The organism is Pseudoalteromonas sp. J010 (genome assembly GCF_003934235.1).
GTDB lineage: Bacteria > Pseudomonadota > Gammaproteobacteria > Enterobacterales > Alteromonadaceae > Pseudoalteromonas > Pseudoalteromonas peptidolytica.
The window spans coordinates 52,427-68,867 of the sequence record NZ_RDBW01000033.1 but is presented as its reverse complement, the minus strand read 5'-3'; the positions used below and the strand labels follow the sequence as shown (position 1 = coordinate 68,867).

The following is a 16,441-nucleotide window of genomic DNA, read 5'->3' as shown; positions in this document are numbered from 1 at the left end:
ACTTATCATCGCTGCGCCGTTAGCGCTGAGGGTTGTGCATTCTAAGCATTTCCCATTTGTTGTCAACACTTAATTTTGATTTTCTTTCGAAGCATTCAAACTCAAGTTTTATTTGACTCCCGACTCGTTGGCTCGTTGCTTTTCAGCGCCGCTCCCCGTGTCGGTGGATGCGCATTATAGGGAGATCCGATTTAAGTGCAACCCTTTTTTTAAAGAAAATTGCAAAAAATACGTTGTTCGGACAAAAATCACTCTATCACTGTTGTTTTTGTATGTTTCACATACAAAAAGAGCGCTAAACGCGCTCTATTTTTAATTCCCAGCCAAATTGGGATAGGTAAGCCGCTTCTTGGATAAGCTCTGCTAGCATCAAGGGGTGAAGGGATAACCACGGATCAGGCATTTGCATAACCAAAGACTTTTTCTCTTTACTACTGGCTTGCACTATCACCTTGGGTAGCACATCATCTTTTCTGCGCATAGAGAGTAGAACTCCCAAGCGCACTATGACACATAGCAGCTTAGTATACTCAAGATGACAACTTAGCTGCTCAAAATCTTTAGCAACCAGATCGGCTCTATGATTTTTGACTATAGCCACAATAATATCCTTTTGCGCTTTACTGTATCCAGGCATTGAGGTGTTGGCCAAAATATAACCGCTATGTCTATGATACTGTTTATAGTCAATCAACAAGCCTATTTCGTGAAGGAATGCGATAGCCTTTGCTAAATGAAGGCAAGCTTGCTCATCGAGCTTCCAGCTCGACGATACTTGAGCAATGATCTCAGATACCACTTCGTAAACGCGCTGCGCCTGCTCGGTGTCAACATGATAACGTTGAGTAAAACCATCTAATGTACGTTGGCAGATATCAACAGCCTGAAAGTCAGGGATCATACTATAAAGCACTCCTTCACGAAGCGCCCCACCGGCAAGGCCCATTGATTGAATATCCAATGATTTGAATAGTGCAATCAAAATTGCCAGGCCCGAGACAAAGACCAAGCGACGCTCTTCGATTAACCCTGGCAAGCTAAGCGCCGCAACGGTTTTACATGTAATCGCTTTGAGCTTTACTTCTTCAAGTTTACTGAGAGTCAACTGCTCATTTTCGCCCATAGCAGCGAAAATCTCTTGGATCGCTTGAACAGTACCAGAGGCGCCGATAGCAAGCTCCCAACCTAGTTGCTTATACTCTGCTTGAATTGGTTGTATTACCTGCTTTGCAGCTCGCTCTGCTGCATCAAAGTTTTCTATACTTAATAAGCCGTCACTGAAGTATCTATCAAGGTATGTCACACACCCCATATTCAAGCTTTTGTAAAGTAAAGCATTGAAGCCTTTGCCAATGACAACTTCAGTGCTCGCACCACCGATGTCAATCACCAACTGCTTCCCTTGGCATGCTGAAGTGTGAGCTACACCTTTATAAATAGTTTTAGCTTCTGCTTCACCGCTTATCACATTTACCTGATGGTTAAGGATCTGCTGTGCTTTTTCGATAAAAACATTAGCGTTAACAGCTAAACGCAGCGTCGCTGTCGCGACAATACTCACATTTTTTGTTGGGATGTCCTGTAAACGCTCTGCAAATAGGGCTAGACATTCCCACCCTCTTTGCATTGCTTCCAACGATAATTCATTTTGGTCATTCAGCCCTGATGCCAGCCGTACTTTCCTTTTCACACGACCGATCGTATGGATACCGCCCGCCATATGCTTTGCTATCAACATATGAAAGCTGTTAGAGCCTAAGTCTATTACAGCGTAAATATCTTCCTTCGAAGCAGTCTTTGCCACTTTTAAAACCTCAATAAATCGCTTTAAGCGCTTACTACTTTACCGTCCAAGTTTACTTGGCTTGTGGCTTTCTATAGCCACCATTTCGGCGACCACCACGTTGTTTATTACCATTGTTGCCGTGCCCTGAGTGGCGGCGTTTATTTACTTGCGGAGCTCGTAAATCGCTCAATAGTGCTGTTTTGTCATAATGAGACACAGGAATTGCATGCTCTATGTATTCTTCTATCTCATGTAAGTTGTACGCATACTGCTCACAGGCGAAGCTGATAGCATGACCAGATGCACCTGCTCGACCCGTCCGACCGATACGGTGTACATAGTCTTCTCTATCATCTGGCAAGTCAAAATTGAAAACATGACTAACCTCTGGAATATGTAATCCACGAGCAGCAACATCCGTTGCAACTAAAAGATCAACATCACCACGTGTAAATTGCGCAAGGATTGACTGACGTTTCTTTTGATTTACATCACCGGTCAACAAGCCCGCTCGATGACCATCTGCTTTTAGCCATTCATATACGTTTTCGCAGCTGTGTTTAGTATTAGCAAAAATAATCGCTTTCTCTGGCCACTCTTCCTCAATCAGCGTAAGTAGTAAAGGTATTTTGTCCTCAGTTGAAGGATGGAATAACTCTTCTTGAATACGTTTACCCGTTTTGACATCCGGTTCAATTTGTACATGGATGGGATTTGTCATGTGCTCGAATGCCAACTCTTGCACTCGATATGACAGGGTTGCTGAAAATAGTAGGTTTAATCGCTCTTCACGACCTGGCATGCGATTGAACAAATAACGAATGTCTTTAATAAAGCCCAAATCAAACATTCGGTCTGCTTCATCGAGCACAACCACTTCGATATCATTGAGGTTATAAGCACCTTGCTTATAAAAATCGATCAAACGCCCTGTTGTTCCAATTAATATATCCGCGCCTTTTTCCAATTGCCCCCGTTGTTTTTCATAATCTTCGCCACCATATACAAGAGCGAGTTTAAGATTACAACGTGGCGCAATGACTTGCGCGTCCTTGTGTATTTGAATAGCCAACTCTCGTGTTGGTGCCATAATAATTGCACGAGGTTGCGTTTTTTTATCCTTCTTGGTCTGCAATAAGCGATGACAGGTCGCGGTCAAAAACGCAAGGGTTTTGCCCGTACCAGTTTGTGCTTGGCCTGCTATATCGCGGCCTTCACAGATGTAAGGTATACACTTTGCTTGGATTGGCGTACAAAATTCGAAGCCATTTTCCTGCAAACCGGCGACCACTTCCGGTGCTAAAGCAAAGTCATTGAATTTTTTATTGGTCAAATGTGTCTTAGTCATAGCAATAAAGCATAACGTTTAAACTTGCAATAAGAAACAAGAGTGTTTAAATACGCATTAAATATTTCGCCTAATTCTAACGGAGAGCGTAATGAGCGACAAAATTATCCAACTAACTGATGACAGCTTTGAGGCTGACGTAATCAAATCTGACAAACCTGTACTGGTAGATTTCTGGGCTGAATGGTGTGGTCCTTGTAAGATGATTGCGCCTATCCTTGATGAAGTTGCAGAGTCACATGGCGACCGTGTAGCGATTGGTAAACTAAACATCGATCAAAACGGTACGACTCCACCTAAGTTTGGTATTCGTGGTATTCCAACGTTATTACTATTCAAAGATGGTGCGGTGGCTGCAACTAAAGTTGGTGCTCTATCTAAGACTCAACTTATTGAGTTCCTAGAAAACAACCTATAATTCAGGTTGTTAGACATTCTGCGGCGTAACTGCCGCAGTTGTCGGCCTGATCTGTATCATTTTAAATAGAATAAAATTTGTATAAACACTGGACGACCCGACGCCTAGCTGCTAACTTATAAAGCCACAAACCTTTAAGCTTTATCAAATCAACCTCTCTCGTAAAACTAACGAGAATGACAACTGTAATAAAGAACCCACCAATATGCATTTACGCGAATTAAAAGACAAGTCAATCAATGAACTTGTAAAACTTGCTGAGTCCATGGGACTTGAAAACGTAGCTCGTTTAAGAAAACAAGATATTATCTTTGCTATTTTGAAAGCGCACGCGAAAAGCGGCGAAAATATATACGGCGGCGGTGTTTTAGAAATTTTACAAGATGGCTTCGGCTTTTTACGTTCTTCAGAAGCATCTTACCTAGCTGGCCCTGATGATATTTATGTTTCTCCAAGCCAGATTAGACGTTTCAGCCTGCGTACCGGTGACACCATCAGTGGTTTAATCAGACCACCAAAAGATGGCGAAAGATATTTTGCATTATTGAAAGTTAATGAAGTTAACTTCGATAAGCCTGAAAACTCTCGTACTAAGATCCTGTTCGAAAACCTAACCCCTATCCATGCCAACGAGCGTATGGTGATGGAAAGAGGTAATGGTAGTACAGAAGACATTACCGCTCGAGTACTAGACCTTGCGTCTCCAATCGGTAAAGGCCAGCGCGCACTTATCGTTGCTCCACCGAAAGCGGGTAAGACAATGTTGCTACAAAACATTGCACAGTCAATCACATACAACAATCCAGATGCAACATTGATGGTACTGCTCATTGATGAGCGTCCAGAAGAAGTTACTGAGATGCAGCGTCTTGTTCAAGGTGAAGTTATTGCCTCTACCTTCGATGAGCCTGCTAACCGTCACGTTCAAGTAGCAGAAATGGTAATCGAAAAAGCAAAACGCTTAGTCGAGCATAAAAAAGATGTCATCATCCTGCTGGATTCAATTACTCGCCTAGCCCGCGCGTACAACACTGTTATCCCTTCATCAGGTAAAGTATTAACTGGTGGTGTTGATGCCAATGCTCTACACAAACCTAAGCGTTTCTTTGGTGCCGCGCGTAATGTTGAGGAAGGCGGTAGCTTAACCATCATCGCAACAGCGCTTATCGATACCGGCTCTAAGATGGATGAAGTTATCTACGAAGAGTTTAAAGGTACAGGTAACATGGAACTACACTTAAACCGTAAAATTGCGGAAAAGCGTGTATTCCCAGCTATCGACTTCAACCGCTCTGGTACTCGTCGTGAAGAGTTGCTGACGAAAACTGATGAGCTTCAAAAAATGTGGATCTTGCGTAAGATTGTGCATGAAATGAGCGAGATCGATGCCATGGAATTCCTTATTGATAAACTTTCCATGAGCAAAACAAACGATGAGTTTTTTGACTCAATGCGTCGTAAGTAAGTTTAATACTTGCTCAATTTGAAGGAGTAAATCTGACGCTAACAGCGTTAAAAATTTCTCATTTAGAACAACTAAATAGCAAAATTTTTGCCTAGTTATCGACAAGATTTTCTCGCCTCAAAATAGACCACTTAATTAAGCAAATTGGTATTATCTAGGGACAAACATGAAGCTTGGTCGTACTATTGCAGCTATAACAGCGTTTAATCTCGTTTCTGTCAGCCTGGCAATGACACTGATCACCTCTACAATCATGCAAATTATGGTGATATTTTCTGCGCTGCTGTGCGGTGCTTTTGTCCAGCTTCAGTTACTAAAAAGCATTGCCTCGGCTGAGCAGCATATGGATCACCTTGTCAGCAATTTCATGCATGACAACTGCGTTGACTTAACTTATCGATTTGATGAAAAAAGCCAAAAAACGCCCAAGTCCTGCTTGTTAATGAATGACTGCTTTGCTGTAATTGWGCACATTATCAGTGAGGTTTACGCATCTTCAGCTCGACTACACCCGATGGCAGATAGTTTACGTGACACGTATGCGTCGATGACACAAAAAGCCACCTTACAGCATACTCACGGTGAATATTTAGCCACTTCGATTCAGTCCATGCTGGAGATATCGGCACGTTTGGATACCAGTTTAGAGCAAATTTACACGTCTGTTGAAAATGCCACTATAGCGGTGAAGAAAACCCGAGTAGATACAGACAAAAGCCAAGATAGCTTGCTTATCCTCGCTGAAAATATAAAAAAAACCAGTGAACAAATTGAGATCCTCAAAACTGATAGTAATGAAATAAGCTCTGTTCTTGAAGTCATAAATGGTATTGCTGAGCAGACAAACCTGCTAGCCCTAAACGCTGCAATAGAAGCTGCTCGGGCAGGCGAGCTTGGCCGAGGCTTTGCCGTAGTAGCTGATGAAGTTAGAAATCTTGCAGCAAGAACCAGCCATTCTACAAGGGAGGTTAGCCAAGTTATTAGTAAAATCCAATCCGGGACAGATTCTGTCTATGCCTTAATGCAGGCCGCACTCAAAGAGACAGACAACACCGTCAAGCTCAGCGAAGCTTCGACAAAAGAGGTGGATGAAATCGAAAATGCGATGTTGTTTATCAATGAGATGTCTCACGATATTCATCAGCAAGTAGGTGAACAAAAACAAGCATCAGATGCCGCACAAGAAAGTATAGAGTCCGTTGTGTTACTCAACTCAGATGCACTATCCAGCACAAAGATACAAGCAGTTTCTAATCAAGACCTTATTGCTCTGTCACAAAGCATCCATGAAAAGTTGTCAATTTTTAAAATCTCTGACTTTACCCCCGAGCTTGACCTCAGAAAAGATACCTCTCGACTCACCACAGTTGGCGACAAGCATAACAAGGATACACCAGAAGATGACTCTGGCGACATTGAGTTATTTTAAGACGCTAACGATTCTTGAGACTTGAGCTGATCACACAGCGCCAAGAATAGGGATTGATACTGTGATTCACTTTGGTGCTTAAGTGCCTTTTCAAACTCAATTGCAATGCTTGCCAATTCTGGGAATTCGAACATAGAAGCGGCTCCCGCTAACTTATGGCAACTCGCTTGCAGCGCAACAAAGTCTTTATTTTGCCAAGCATCAATCAATAAATACCGCTCTTGTTCAAAAGTACTGGCAAAGCTATCGCGCAGATCGGTGAGATCAATATTAATCGATTGCTGCGTACTACTCGCATGTTCGCTACTTAAATGAATATTAAGTATGCTTAATAGCTCGTTTTTATTAATAGGTTTGCCAATATGGCCGTTAAAGCCCGAATCAATATATGACTTTACTTCCTCTGTGAGCACATTTGCCGTTAGCGCATAAATGGGCCCAGAGTATCCCGCTGAACGAATAATATTTAACGCTTCCACCCCATCCATCCTCGGCATCTGAATATCCATTAGCACAAGATCTGGAAAGTCGCTTAAACACTGCTCAACCGCCCTCGCGCCATTTTCTGCTACCGTCACCGTAGCACCTGTACGCTCAATCATACGTGAAAATAACTGTCGATTTTCTGCATGATCTTCAACTACCAACACGTTCCCTGAAAGTAGAGGTTGTGCCTGTTGTGGCTGCTGAATATCAGTGACTGTCGAGTTAAGATAAACAGTACAGGGGACAAAGAATGAGAAGGTACTACCAAGCTCTAGTGCACTTTGCACTGTGATTTCACCATTCATCATCTTGGCCAGCTGGCTAGATAAACTCAATCCGAGACCAGAACCACCAAAACGTCTAGTTATACTATTGTCTGCTTGCTGAAAGCTCTCAAAAATTCGCGCTATTTGCTGCTCACTCATGCCTATCCCAGTATCTACAACCTTAAACTGCAATCCATGCGGCACTTCCGAAACGCTAAATTCTATGCGACCTTGCTCTGTAAATTTCAGTGCATTGCTCAACAGATTTATTAATATCTGTTTTACTCGAATATAATCCAGCCTGACATAAGCCTTACTTCTCACTTGATCGCAGACAATAAACTCCAGTTGCTTACTGTGGATGTTCTGTTGAAACATATCACATAAATCAGCCACTAAGCTTGAGACTGAAAATTCAGTCGCCTCAAGCGCCAACCGTTCAGCTTCGATACGGCTTAGATCTAAAATATCATTGACTAAATCTCTTAAGTGGAGGCCTTGATTGTAGATAGTTTGCACGGATGCTTGCACCTGAGTACCGAGATCCTGCTCTGCAAGCAAGTCTTCAGCGTGACCCAGCACTGTAGTCAGTGGCGTTCTAATCTCATGACTCATATTAGCTAAAAACTGGCTTTTAACTTGGTTCGCAGCTCTAAGCTCATCTGCCTTTTGTTGCAGCTCTGACGTCCTAAGCGCCACTTTTTGACTGAGTTCCAACTTTGCTTTTTGTTCTACTTTACGACGATATAGTGCAAAAGCAGTGAGCAGAGTAAGTACAGCAATAATACCACCGAGTAATAGCAACTGACTGCGCTGCTCTTCTTTAAGTCGTTGTAGCCTTTGCTCTTGTTTTAGCACTTCGACTTCACGACTCAGTTCACTGGCTTCATATTTAGCCCGATAGTCATTTAAGCGTTTGAGCACATCTTCATTCATCAAACGCTTTTGTGCTTCTATATTTTGCGAGTCATAGTTTCTTGCCTTATCGATATTACCTCTAGCAGCTTCAATTAACGCGAGTAGTCGCAATGCTGTGCGTTCTTTTTCTTGTTCATGCATGGTTCGACTTGCTATCAAACTCTGCTCGGCATTCGTGAAAGCATCTTCCAACTTACCTTGAGCAAACAATATCTTCGCCAATACAAACTGTGCTTCCATTAGGTTTGCTGGATTTTTTGCTTTTTCCGCATAATAAAGCGCAAAATTGGCGTTCTTTTCACCCTCTTCCAGCTGCCCTAGTGAATAACTTAGCAATGCAAGATTGACATACTCATAGGATAAATGTCTGACATCATTCTTGGCCTCATAGTAATCAATCGCTGCTTGATAGGAGGCTTGAGCCATTTCAGGCCGCTTAGTTTCGGTATACAACACGCCCAAATCAGCATGAGCCAATGCTGCACCATATTCATCGTTTAATTGGTTAAAGGCTTGAAGTGCTGTAAGTAGCATGCTTTCAGCTTTTTCATAAGCAGCTTGGCGAATATAGACACCTGATATATTTAGCAAAATATCAGCATGATCTTGTGCACTTCCAAACTCTTGATACAGTTCATCCGCTTTCAAATAGTGCTGCAATGCCAAGTCTAGTGAAAAGTTTTTGAAATAAGCTAACCCAAGATTACTGTGTAAGTTAGCAGTTTCTATTGGCATATCTCTTTGCTCTGCTAATGCCAAAGCACGAGTATAAAAATCAATAGCTTGTTGGTAATGGCCGAGGTAAAAATTACTGATACCTTGTAGCTTAACCGCTTTGAAGTGATTGTCACTCAGTACATTTGTTCTAGTAGCAAGTTCCAATTGAGATAAGTAATTTAGAGCGTCTTTAAATTGATTGCTATCATAAGCAGCTTTACTTAAGCTTAAAAGTACGTCTATTTTGGCCGCACCATTTAAAGTCGGCTCACGAAGCAACTCCATACCTAATATTTGCATGTGTTGCCAATCTGCACTGCGCTTCATTTCAATAATTCGCTCAGATAGGCTGGCATTATTTAAAGTTGCTTGTGCATTGAATGTAGCGGAGAAACAAACGAAATAGGCGATCGCAGACCAAGACGTAATCTGCCCCAATAAATTCATTGCTGCTCTCCATTGCTTATCATTTACTCTGCGTGGTAGTGTGAAGATACACCAAGACTCATGAGGCGACAATGTTCAATCCGCTTACAGATGTTATTTTTAGACTAATTTGTCAAAAGAGGTCTTGGAAAGTCCATACCATTGCAGCAGAACTGTTATCACAACAGATACTTCCTCGCTTGGATAAAGATGATAGTAAAGACTTGTTTAAACGAAACTTCCTAATTATGAATGCACTGTATCAATTGCAGCAAGAGCTTATTAAGGACGGCCTGTACTTGCATATTGAAGCGCTGAATATTCACCTCTCACCACTTTGCGATAACCATCCACTCGCACAACATGACCCTCTCAGGAGCTACTATTTAGATTGGCAGCACTATGAAACAAGTAGTGAAGAGGTGAGTCAACTCCTAGATAGCTTCTGGCGCAAATTTGCATCTACAAATGCTGGGCAGCCATACGCAGTCTCTAGTCATGAACTGGCAGGCATCATCATCAAGTGGCAATTACCAAAAGATTATGACCGTAAACAACTAAGTAGAACATGGAGAAAGTTAGCATTTGCTCACCACCCAGATAAGTCAGGTGATGAGGAAACGTTTAAATGCTTAATGAATGAATACGAAATACTTAAGCACGCCCTAAGCACGTAGTGCCTTATAACGCTTATTCTTGATCTTACTGTTATTAAGCTTGCGCAGTGCAGGCTTTGCAGCTTCACGTTTTACCGCGACAAATGCCTGAACGTCATATATATTAATTTTACCTATTTGCTTAAAGCTTATGCCGTCTTCACCAGTTAAACAACCAACAATATCTGCTTTTCTCAGTTTCTGCTGCTTGCCCCCCTCAATCATTAAGGTAACCATATTAGATTTATAAGCCGGTTTTTCTAACAGTGAATGACTCGGTAAAGTGCCATGCTTTAGTGCCTGACCATAGAGCTCAATAAGCTGATCCACTTTAAACGTCTCTTTTTCACCATACAGTGACAGTGCGACGCCTTTATGCTCTCCTCGACCTGTGCGGCCTACTCGGTGCACATGTGTTTGAGGTTCTAGTGCCAAATGATAATTAATGACCAGTTCAACTTCATCTACGTCTAGCCCTCTGGCTGCTACATCCGTTGCCACCAGTATATTGGCACTTTTATTTGCAAAGGTAAGCAAAGACCACTCTCGTTCTCCTTGGTCGAGGTCTCCATGTAATTCAACACATGCGAGCCCGGTCTGACGCAGTTCTTCAAATAATCGCTTAGTCTCAGCTTTAGTATTACAAAACACAATACAGCTCTGAGGTTGGTGCTGCATCAATAAAACTCTCAGGGCGTTAAAGCGCATTTTATTATTATCTAATCGATAGAAGGTTTGCTTAATACTGTGATGCACCTGTTCTTCTTGTGCTTCAATCAGCTCCGGCGAGCGCATATATTGCGTTGCCAACTTCATGATTTTATCTGGATAAGTTGCACTAAACATCAGAGTTTGTCGCATTTGCGGCAGGTACATTGCTATGCTTTCTAACGTTTCAGTAAAGCCCATATCCAGCATTTGGTCAGCTTCATCAAACACTAGGGTCTGCACTTCTGTCAGTATGAGTGAGCCGTTCAGTACATGCTCTTCCACTCGACCAGGCGTACCAACGATAATATGAGCACCATGCTGCAGTGACCTCATTTGTGGTTCAATAGACACCCCACCACATAGTGTTTGTACTTTCACGTTACCGATCATTGCTGCCACACTTTTAATCTCTTGTGCTACCTGATCGGCCAGCTCTCTGGTTGGGCACAGTACGAGTGCTTGCACATCATTGGTCTGTAGCTGTAGCTGTAGCTTATTTAATATAGCTAATGCAAAAACCAACGTTTTACCTGAACCCGTCTTCCCTTTAACAACCAAGTCTTGCCCTTCAAGCACCGGCTGTAAGCTAGCAGATTGCACGGCCGTTGGTATGACATAGTTAAGATCGATAAGGCGTTTTGCTAAGGCTGGGTTTAAAGGAAGTTGAGAAAAAGAGGTTATCGACACTGTGCTTTCCTATTCGCTATCTTAATCTAGCATTTTATACCAATTACATAGATTCTCTAATCGCTTATTGTCATTGCTGTCAATTTCATCACCGTAATAATCGGATTTATACGCCAATATATGCTTTAATTCTTGCGCACATTTCATTTTATCAAGGATCATCATGAAGTTTAGATCACTACTGGTAGCTGTCTTGACGATGAGCTTAAGCTCGGCACTTCAAGCCCAAGAGTTCAGCGAGCAGCAACTGGCGCAGGTTAAGCAAGTTAGAGAAGCGGCAAGTCAAAGCAATCTGAGCTGGCAACTGTTAACGTCGCTGACTACGGAAGTTGGACCAAGATTACCAGGTACCGAAAACGATAAAAAAGCAGTTGCCTGGGCAAAGAAACATTTGGAGCAACTAGGCTTTGACAAGGTTTGGGTCGAAGAAGCGACTTTCCCAGAGTGGCGTCGCTACCATGAGTCAGCAAAAATTCTTCTACCAAGTGAGCAACCACTACACCTTACAGCACTGGGAAATAGCATTAGCACGCCAACTGAGGGGTTAAGCGCTGAGGTGGTACTGTTTGAAACATTAGACGAACTCATTGCAGCACCCGCTGGCAGCCTAAATGGGAAAATAGCCTTCATTAACTACCGTATGAACCGCGATATAGATGGCAATGGTTATGGCCCTGCTGTCAGAGCCCGTAATAGTGGTGCTGTTGAAGCTGCAAAAAAAGGTGCCATTGCGTATATGATGCGTTCCGTAAGTACTAGCCATCATCGCTTTGCTCACACCGGTGGTAGCCACTATAAGACTGGGGTAACCAAGATCCCTGCAACGGCTGTTGCCAATCCAGATGCAGATCAATTAGCACGACTTATTAATGCCGGTCACGACGTGAAGGTATCACTGAATATTCAAACTGAAGATCTGGGACAAGGTACTAGTTACAACGTCATTGGTGAGTTTACCGGGACTGAATTTCCTGCACAATATGTGCTGATCGGTGGTCACTTGGATTCTTGGGATTTGGGCACTGGCGCTTTAGATGATGGTGCAGGTGTTGCGCTTACCATGGCTGCTGCCAAGCATATTGCCGATGTTAAGCGTCCAAAACGTAGTATTCGTGTCGTGTTATTTGCCGCTGAAGAGCTAGGCCTTTGGGGTGCAAAAGCATACTTTAAAAAACATAAAGCAGACCTAGATAACATTGTTGCAGCAGCTGAGTCCGACTTTGGGGCGGATGTGGTGTATGCGTTTGAGTCCAATGTGAATGCAGCGTCATTACCAGTGGTACGAGAAATCGCAGCGCAGCTAGCACCTTTAGGTGTGAAATACGTAGGAAAAAATAGCGCACATGGTGGGCCTGATCTTATCCCGCTAAAAAATAGCACCTCGGCGCCTATTTTTGCACTGCATCAAGATGGCACTGATTATTTTGATTACCATCATACCGCAGACGACACACTTGATAAGGTCGATCCAGCCAAGTTGAAACAGAATACTGCGGCTTACGCCGTTTTTGCTTTGATGGCGGCAGATGCCAAAACCAAGATGGCGGGGAAATAAATTTTTACACTTATAAGGGACAAGTAAGCTTGTTCCTTTCTCTTCTATTGTCTATTTTAACAACACCTTTTGATGCAATTATAATTAGTATATGGAAATCAAAAACTTATTATTTTCGATTTATGACACGCTCTTCGACTTTATCAGTCGCAATAAGCTGGTTGTCACCGTGTTTATCGCTTTAACTGTTTGCCTTTACTTTTACCACCGACAGCAACAGGAAATCTCTAGTTATCGTTCTTTATTAAACGCACCTGAGGTGGATGATATTATTATCTTTGATACTGCAAAACGGTCTCAGCACCTTTATGAACCAGCCTTCCAAGTGCTGCAAGTAACCGCATTATCCGATGACCATATAGAAGTGAAAGCAGGTGCATTTACCTACCGTACCATGCGCAATATTACCCGTGATATCCGTGTCAGTATGCTAATGACAGACCGCTACTTTAAACCACAAAAGCAGACTCTAGAAAAAAGTAAATTACTGGATTTACTAGATAATGAAACGATAATGTCAGTCTATCGCCCTGTTGGTATTCATGTTTTAGGCGGCGTAGTCAGGCCAAGATTTAAAAAGCCTAAACCGCTTTACAATGGGCCAAACATTTCGGCACAAAACCAAGATGCGATTCGAGCTTATCATCGAGAAGAATTTGAAGCCGCAAGACAGGGGTTTGCCGATACCGCTAAATCTGGCAATCCATGGGGACAATATAACTACGCAACTATGCTACGTGATGGTGAAGGAGGTGTTAAAGACATTCCAGCGGCAATCCATTGGTTACAGCTTTCCGCAAAGCAAGGAAATCACAAGGCCAAAGCTGCGTTAGATACGCTGTGTAAAACCCATCACTGCCAGACTACGAATAACTAGTTGTGGTTTTGCTTATGATAGGCAGTTGTCAGTATATTTTCTTCAAAGTCCGACTGGTTTAACGGCTTAGAGTGAAAATATCCTTGTGTCATATCACATAGCAACCCTTTTAAGAACATGCACTGAGCTGGAGTTTCGACCCCTTCAGCGATGACTTTCAGATTGAGTTTATGTGCCATCAAAATAATAGCACTAACTAACGCTTTGTCCTCTTCGTCTTCAGGCAGATCGCGGATAAAAGTTCTATCTATCTTCAACTTAGATAATGGGAATCGCTTTAAATAGCTCAAAGAGGAGTATCCCGTTCCAAAGTCGTCAATGGCCAGCTCAACTCCCAACGCTCGCAGCGCCTTTAACTGTGCCAATATTTTATCTGAATTATCAACTAACACCGATTCGGTAATTTCTAATGTCAGATACTTTGCTTCCAGTTTTGTGTCTCTCAATACTTTTTTGACAAGCTCAACCATATCTTGACGTTTAAATTGAATGCTGGACACATTAACCGCAATAAAAAGAGGATTGCCATAATTGTCTTGCCATGCTTTAGCCTGTGAACAAGCATGATAAAGCACCCATTCACCGATGGGTAAAATAAGGCCTAATTCCTCGCATACCGGGATAAACTGCTCAGGAGAAACATGTCCTAATAATTCACTTTTCCACCTCAGTAATACCTCGCAGCCCACTACTTCTGCGCTGCCTAGTTGGGCGAAAATCGGTTGGTATACTAATGATAACTCTCTGTTTGACAGCGCTTTGTGTAAGGCGCTTTCCAGCACACTTCTTGCCTTTGCATGTTGGTGCATAGCCGAGGTATAAAATTGGAAGCAGTCACGACCATGATCTTTTGCTTTATACATCGCACTGTCGGCATTGCGCAATAGCACTTTACGATCAGCCCCATCATCAGGGTACAAAGTGATCCCCATACTGCCGGACACATAGGCCTCATGTCCCTCCAAATGGAATGGGTTTGCCAATGCCCGCAATATTTTTGTCGCGATATGCTCCAAGTCACTAATTGAGCTGACATCTTGCAGTAGCAATGCAAACTCATCGCCACCGAGACGCGCTACCGTGTCAGAACTGCGGACGCACTCATGGATCCGACTTGCTGCTTCTTTTAGCAATAAATCACCGATATGATGACCAAGGGTATCATTAACTGCTTTGAATCGATCGAGATCGATAAAGCAAATCGCAATCCGTTCGTCTAATTGCGCAGCGCGCTTTAGCGCTAGGTCAAACTTCACATGAAAATGATGACGATTGGCCAGCCCCGTCAAACTATCAAAGTTAGCCTGCTGCCACATTAGCTGCTCATTGCGCTTTCTAGACGTAATATCACTGAAAAGCGCAACATACATATCAATTTCTCGCGCTTCGTTAAATACAGAAGACACTTGTAGCCAACTTGGATAAATTTCGCCGTTTTTACGCTTGTTCCAAATTTCCCCTTCCCAGTGACCTTTATGAATTAAGTCTTCATACAATCCATTGAAAAATCTATCATCATGCCTGCCTGAATTTAATAATGCCGGTGTCTGGCCGATAACTTCGTCTACGCTGTAGCCGGTGATCTCAGTAAAGGCACGATTTACCATCTGAATATGATTGTGTTTGTCGGATACCAGCACACCTTCTGATGTTGTGGCAAATACCGTGCTGGCTAAGCGTTGCTCACGTTCATTCTCAAGCTCTAGGGTAATATCTTGTATAACGTAGATAAACCCGAGCCTGGCCTGATTTTCACTCACAACAGGTGCACACAATACCCTTACGTTTAAATAGTCAAAGCGCTCATCTAACTTACACTCTATCGTGCCTTCTTCTAATAGGCGCTCTGAATCCAGCACGTCAAATAAGGTATAGATAGATTGGGATTTTAAACTATCAAACTCTCCCAACTCTTTTAGTACCGCGCCATTCACGGCCTCTATGTGATGGGTTTCATCAGTAAAAACCAAGTAGGCGTTAATGCTATCGAAGATAGCACTAAGCTTTGCCCCTTGCGCTTGTGAGCGCTGATTAGAACGCTTAAGCCTCACCAATACTGCCATCAACACCGCCATAGAGAGGATCAAAACCGCAATTACGGCTGTTAGCAGCACCACTTGTACCATATTGGCTTGCTTGATCTTCTCCGTCTGCAACAGGACTTGTTGTTCAAGGTTAGCTTGATAGTGCCATAGGTCTTGTTGTAATTTGCGCTGCTCGCTCATGTCTTGAATGATTGACAGTAACTTGGGGTTGCCATTTAAGTCTTCAAAAGGTGTGGAATGCACGCTCACCGTTTTTATGCTGCCATCGGCGATTTGATGCTGAAAGATAAAGTAATTGCGTCCCTCATTTAATGCGGCTTGACGCTCATTAGCAACTTGTTCGGCAGTAAATAAGTTGATGTCTTGAATAGCTTTACGCTCTAACGTTGCCTCACTATAACCATAAAACGCTGCTGCTGATTTATTGGCATCTACAATTTTACCTGTGGCAGGGTCAATGATTAGCATCACAGCACTATGGTTGGAAAAAGTATAATATGGCAGCTCAGTTGCACCTGCGCCCAAGCAAACAAGCGACAGCAGACATCCAAGCATTTTCGACAACAACTTCAAACTCTGACCCCTTAGGATATCGATTTATCTAACTGCAGCAGCTATAGAGCAAAGGGCATGTGAGCGACATCTTACACC

Annotated in this window: 11 protein-coding genes; 6 read left to right on the top strand and 5 right to left on the bottom strand. The window is 42.8% G+C overall.

Annotation, left to right across the window (positions count from 1 at the left end):
* Positions 1-295: 295 nt before the first annotated feature.
* Together gppA and rhlB are read right to left on the bottom strand one after the other, a co-directional pair.
* On the bottom strand, positions 296-1,804 hold the full coding sequence (gene gppA / locus EAG18_RS17430; RefSeq protein WP_125253636.1) for a guanosine-5'-triphosphate,3'-diphosphate diphosphatase: 1,509 nt from the start codon (positions 1,802-1,804) through the stop codon (positions 296-298).
* A 52-nt stretch (positions 1,805-1,856) separates the two neighbouring features.
* Positions 1,857-3,134, bottom strand: coding sequence for an ATP-dependent RNA helicase RhlB (rhlB, locus tag EAG18_RS17425; RefSeq protein ID WP_125253635.1), 1,278 nt, complete (start codon positions 3,132-3,134; stop codon positions 1,857-1,859).
* 91 nt (positions 3,135-3,225) lie between these two features.
* On the opposite strand from rhlB, the gene trxA reads away from it, so the two are divergent.
* From trxA to EAG18_RS17410, 3 genes are all read left to right on the top strand, one after another.
* Positions 3,226-3,552 carry a thioredoxin TrxA gene (gene trxA, locus EAG18_RS17420; RefSeq protein ID WP_125253634.1) on the top strand — a complete coding sequence of 109 codons (327 nt, stop codon included), beginning with the start codon at positions 3,226-3,228 and terminating at the stop codon, positions 3,550-3,552.
* 205 nt (positions 3,553-3,757) lie between these two features.
* A complete protein-coding gene (gene rho, locus EAG18_RS17415; RefSeq protein ID WP_010604247.1) occupies positions 3,758-5,017 on the top strand; it encodes a transcription termination factor Rho in 1,260 nt (419 codons plus the stop codon).
* A 166-nt stretch (positions 5,018-5,183) separates the two neighbouring features.
* Positions 5,184-6,446, top strand: coding sequence for a methyl-accepting chemotaxis protein (locus tag EAG18_RS17410; protein ID WP_125253633.1), 1,263 nt, complete (start codon positions 5,184-5,186; stop codon positions 6,444-6,446).
* Here the strand turns inward: EAG18_RS17410 and EAG18_RS17405 are convergent.
* Complete coding sequence (locus EAG18_RS17405; RefSeq protein WP_125253632.1) at positions 6,443-9,280, bottom strand: sensor histidine kinase; 2,838 nt, start codon at positions 9,278-9,280, stop codon at positions 6,443-6,445. The genes EAG18_RS17410 and EAG18_RS17405 overlap by 4 nt on opposite strands.
* Positions 9,281-9,351: 71 nt before the next feature.
* Between EAG18_RS17405 and EAG18_RS17400 the strand changes: the two genes are divergently transcribed.
* Positions 9,352-9,936, top strand: a complete 585-nt coding sequence (locus tag EAG18_RS17400) for a DNA-J related domain-containing protein (protein ID WP_125253631.1) — start codon at positions 9,352-9,354, stop codon at positions 9,934-9,936.
* Here the strand turns inward: EAG18_RS17400 and dbpA are convergent.
* The gene (gene dbpA, locus EAG18_RS17395; RefSeq protein ID WP_125253630.1) at positions 9,925-11,313 is read right to left on the bottom strand and encodes an ATP-dependent RNA helicase DbpA; all 1,389 of its coding nucleotides are present in this window, start codon (positions 11,311-11,313) and stop codon (positions 9,925-9,927) included. The genes EAG18_RS17400 and dbpA overlap by 12 nt on opposite strands.
* A gap of 163 nt (positions 11,314-11,476) precedes the next feature.
* Between dbpA and EAG18_RS17390 the strand changes: the two genes are divergently transcribed.
* Both EAG18_RS17390 and EAG18_RS17385 read left to right on the top strand, forming a co-directional pair.
* On the top strand, positions 11,477-12,868 hold the full coding sequence (locus tag EAG18_RS17390; protein ID WP_125253629.1) for a M20/M25/M40 family metallo-hydrolase: 1,392 nt from the start codon (positions 11,477-11,479) through the stop codon (positions 12,866-12,868).
* Between the two features lie 91 nt (positions 12,869-12,959).
* A complete protein-coding gene (locus EAG18_RS17385) occupies positions 12,960-13,745 on the top strand; it encodes a sel1 repeat family protein (RefSeq protein ID WP_125253628.1) in 786 nt (261 codons plus the stop codon).
* On the opposite strand, the gene EAG18_RS17380 is transcribed toward EAG18_RS17385, so the two are convergent.
* Positions 13,742-16,363 (bottom strand): EAL domain-containing protein, encoded by a 2,622-nt coding sequence (locus EAG18_RS17380; RefSeq protein WP_275557334.1) that lies wholly within the window; start codon positions 16,361-16,363, stop codon positions 13,742-13,744. The two genes, EAG18_RS17385 and EAG18_RS17380, sit on opposite strands and share 4 nt — an antisense overlap.
* Positions 16,364-16,441 lie beyond the last annotated feature (78 nt).

Coding starts and splice junctions, on each gene's coding strand:
- rhlB (WP_125253635.1), bottom strand. CDS start 3,134: ATGACTAAGACACATTTGACCAATAAAAAATTCAATGACTTTGCTTTA.
- trxA (WP_125253634.1), top strand. CDS start 3,226: ATGAGCGACAAAATTATCCAACTAACTGATGACAGCTTTGAGGCTGAC.
- rho (WP_010604247.1), top strand. CDS start 3,758: ATGCATTTACGCGAATTAAAAGACAAGTCAATCAATGAACTTGTAAAA.
- EAG18_RS17405 (WP_125253632.1), bottom strand. CDS start 9,280: ATGAATTTATTGGGGCAGATTACGTCTTGGTCTGCGATCGCCTATTTC.
- EAG18_RS17400 (WP_125253631.1), top strand. CDS start 9,352: ATGTTCAATCCGCTTACAGATGTTATTTTTAGACTAATTTGTCAAAAG.
- EAG18_RS17390 (WP_125253629.1), top strand. CDS start 11,477: ATGAAGTTTAGATCACTACTGGTAGCTGTCTTGACGATGAGCTTAAGC.
- EAG18_RS17385 (WP_125253628.1), top strand. CDS start 12,960: ATGGAAATCAAAAACTTATTATTTTCGATTTATGACACGCTCTTCGAC.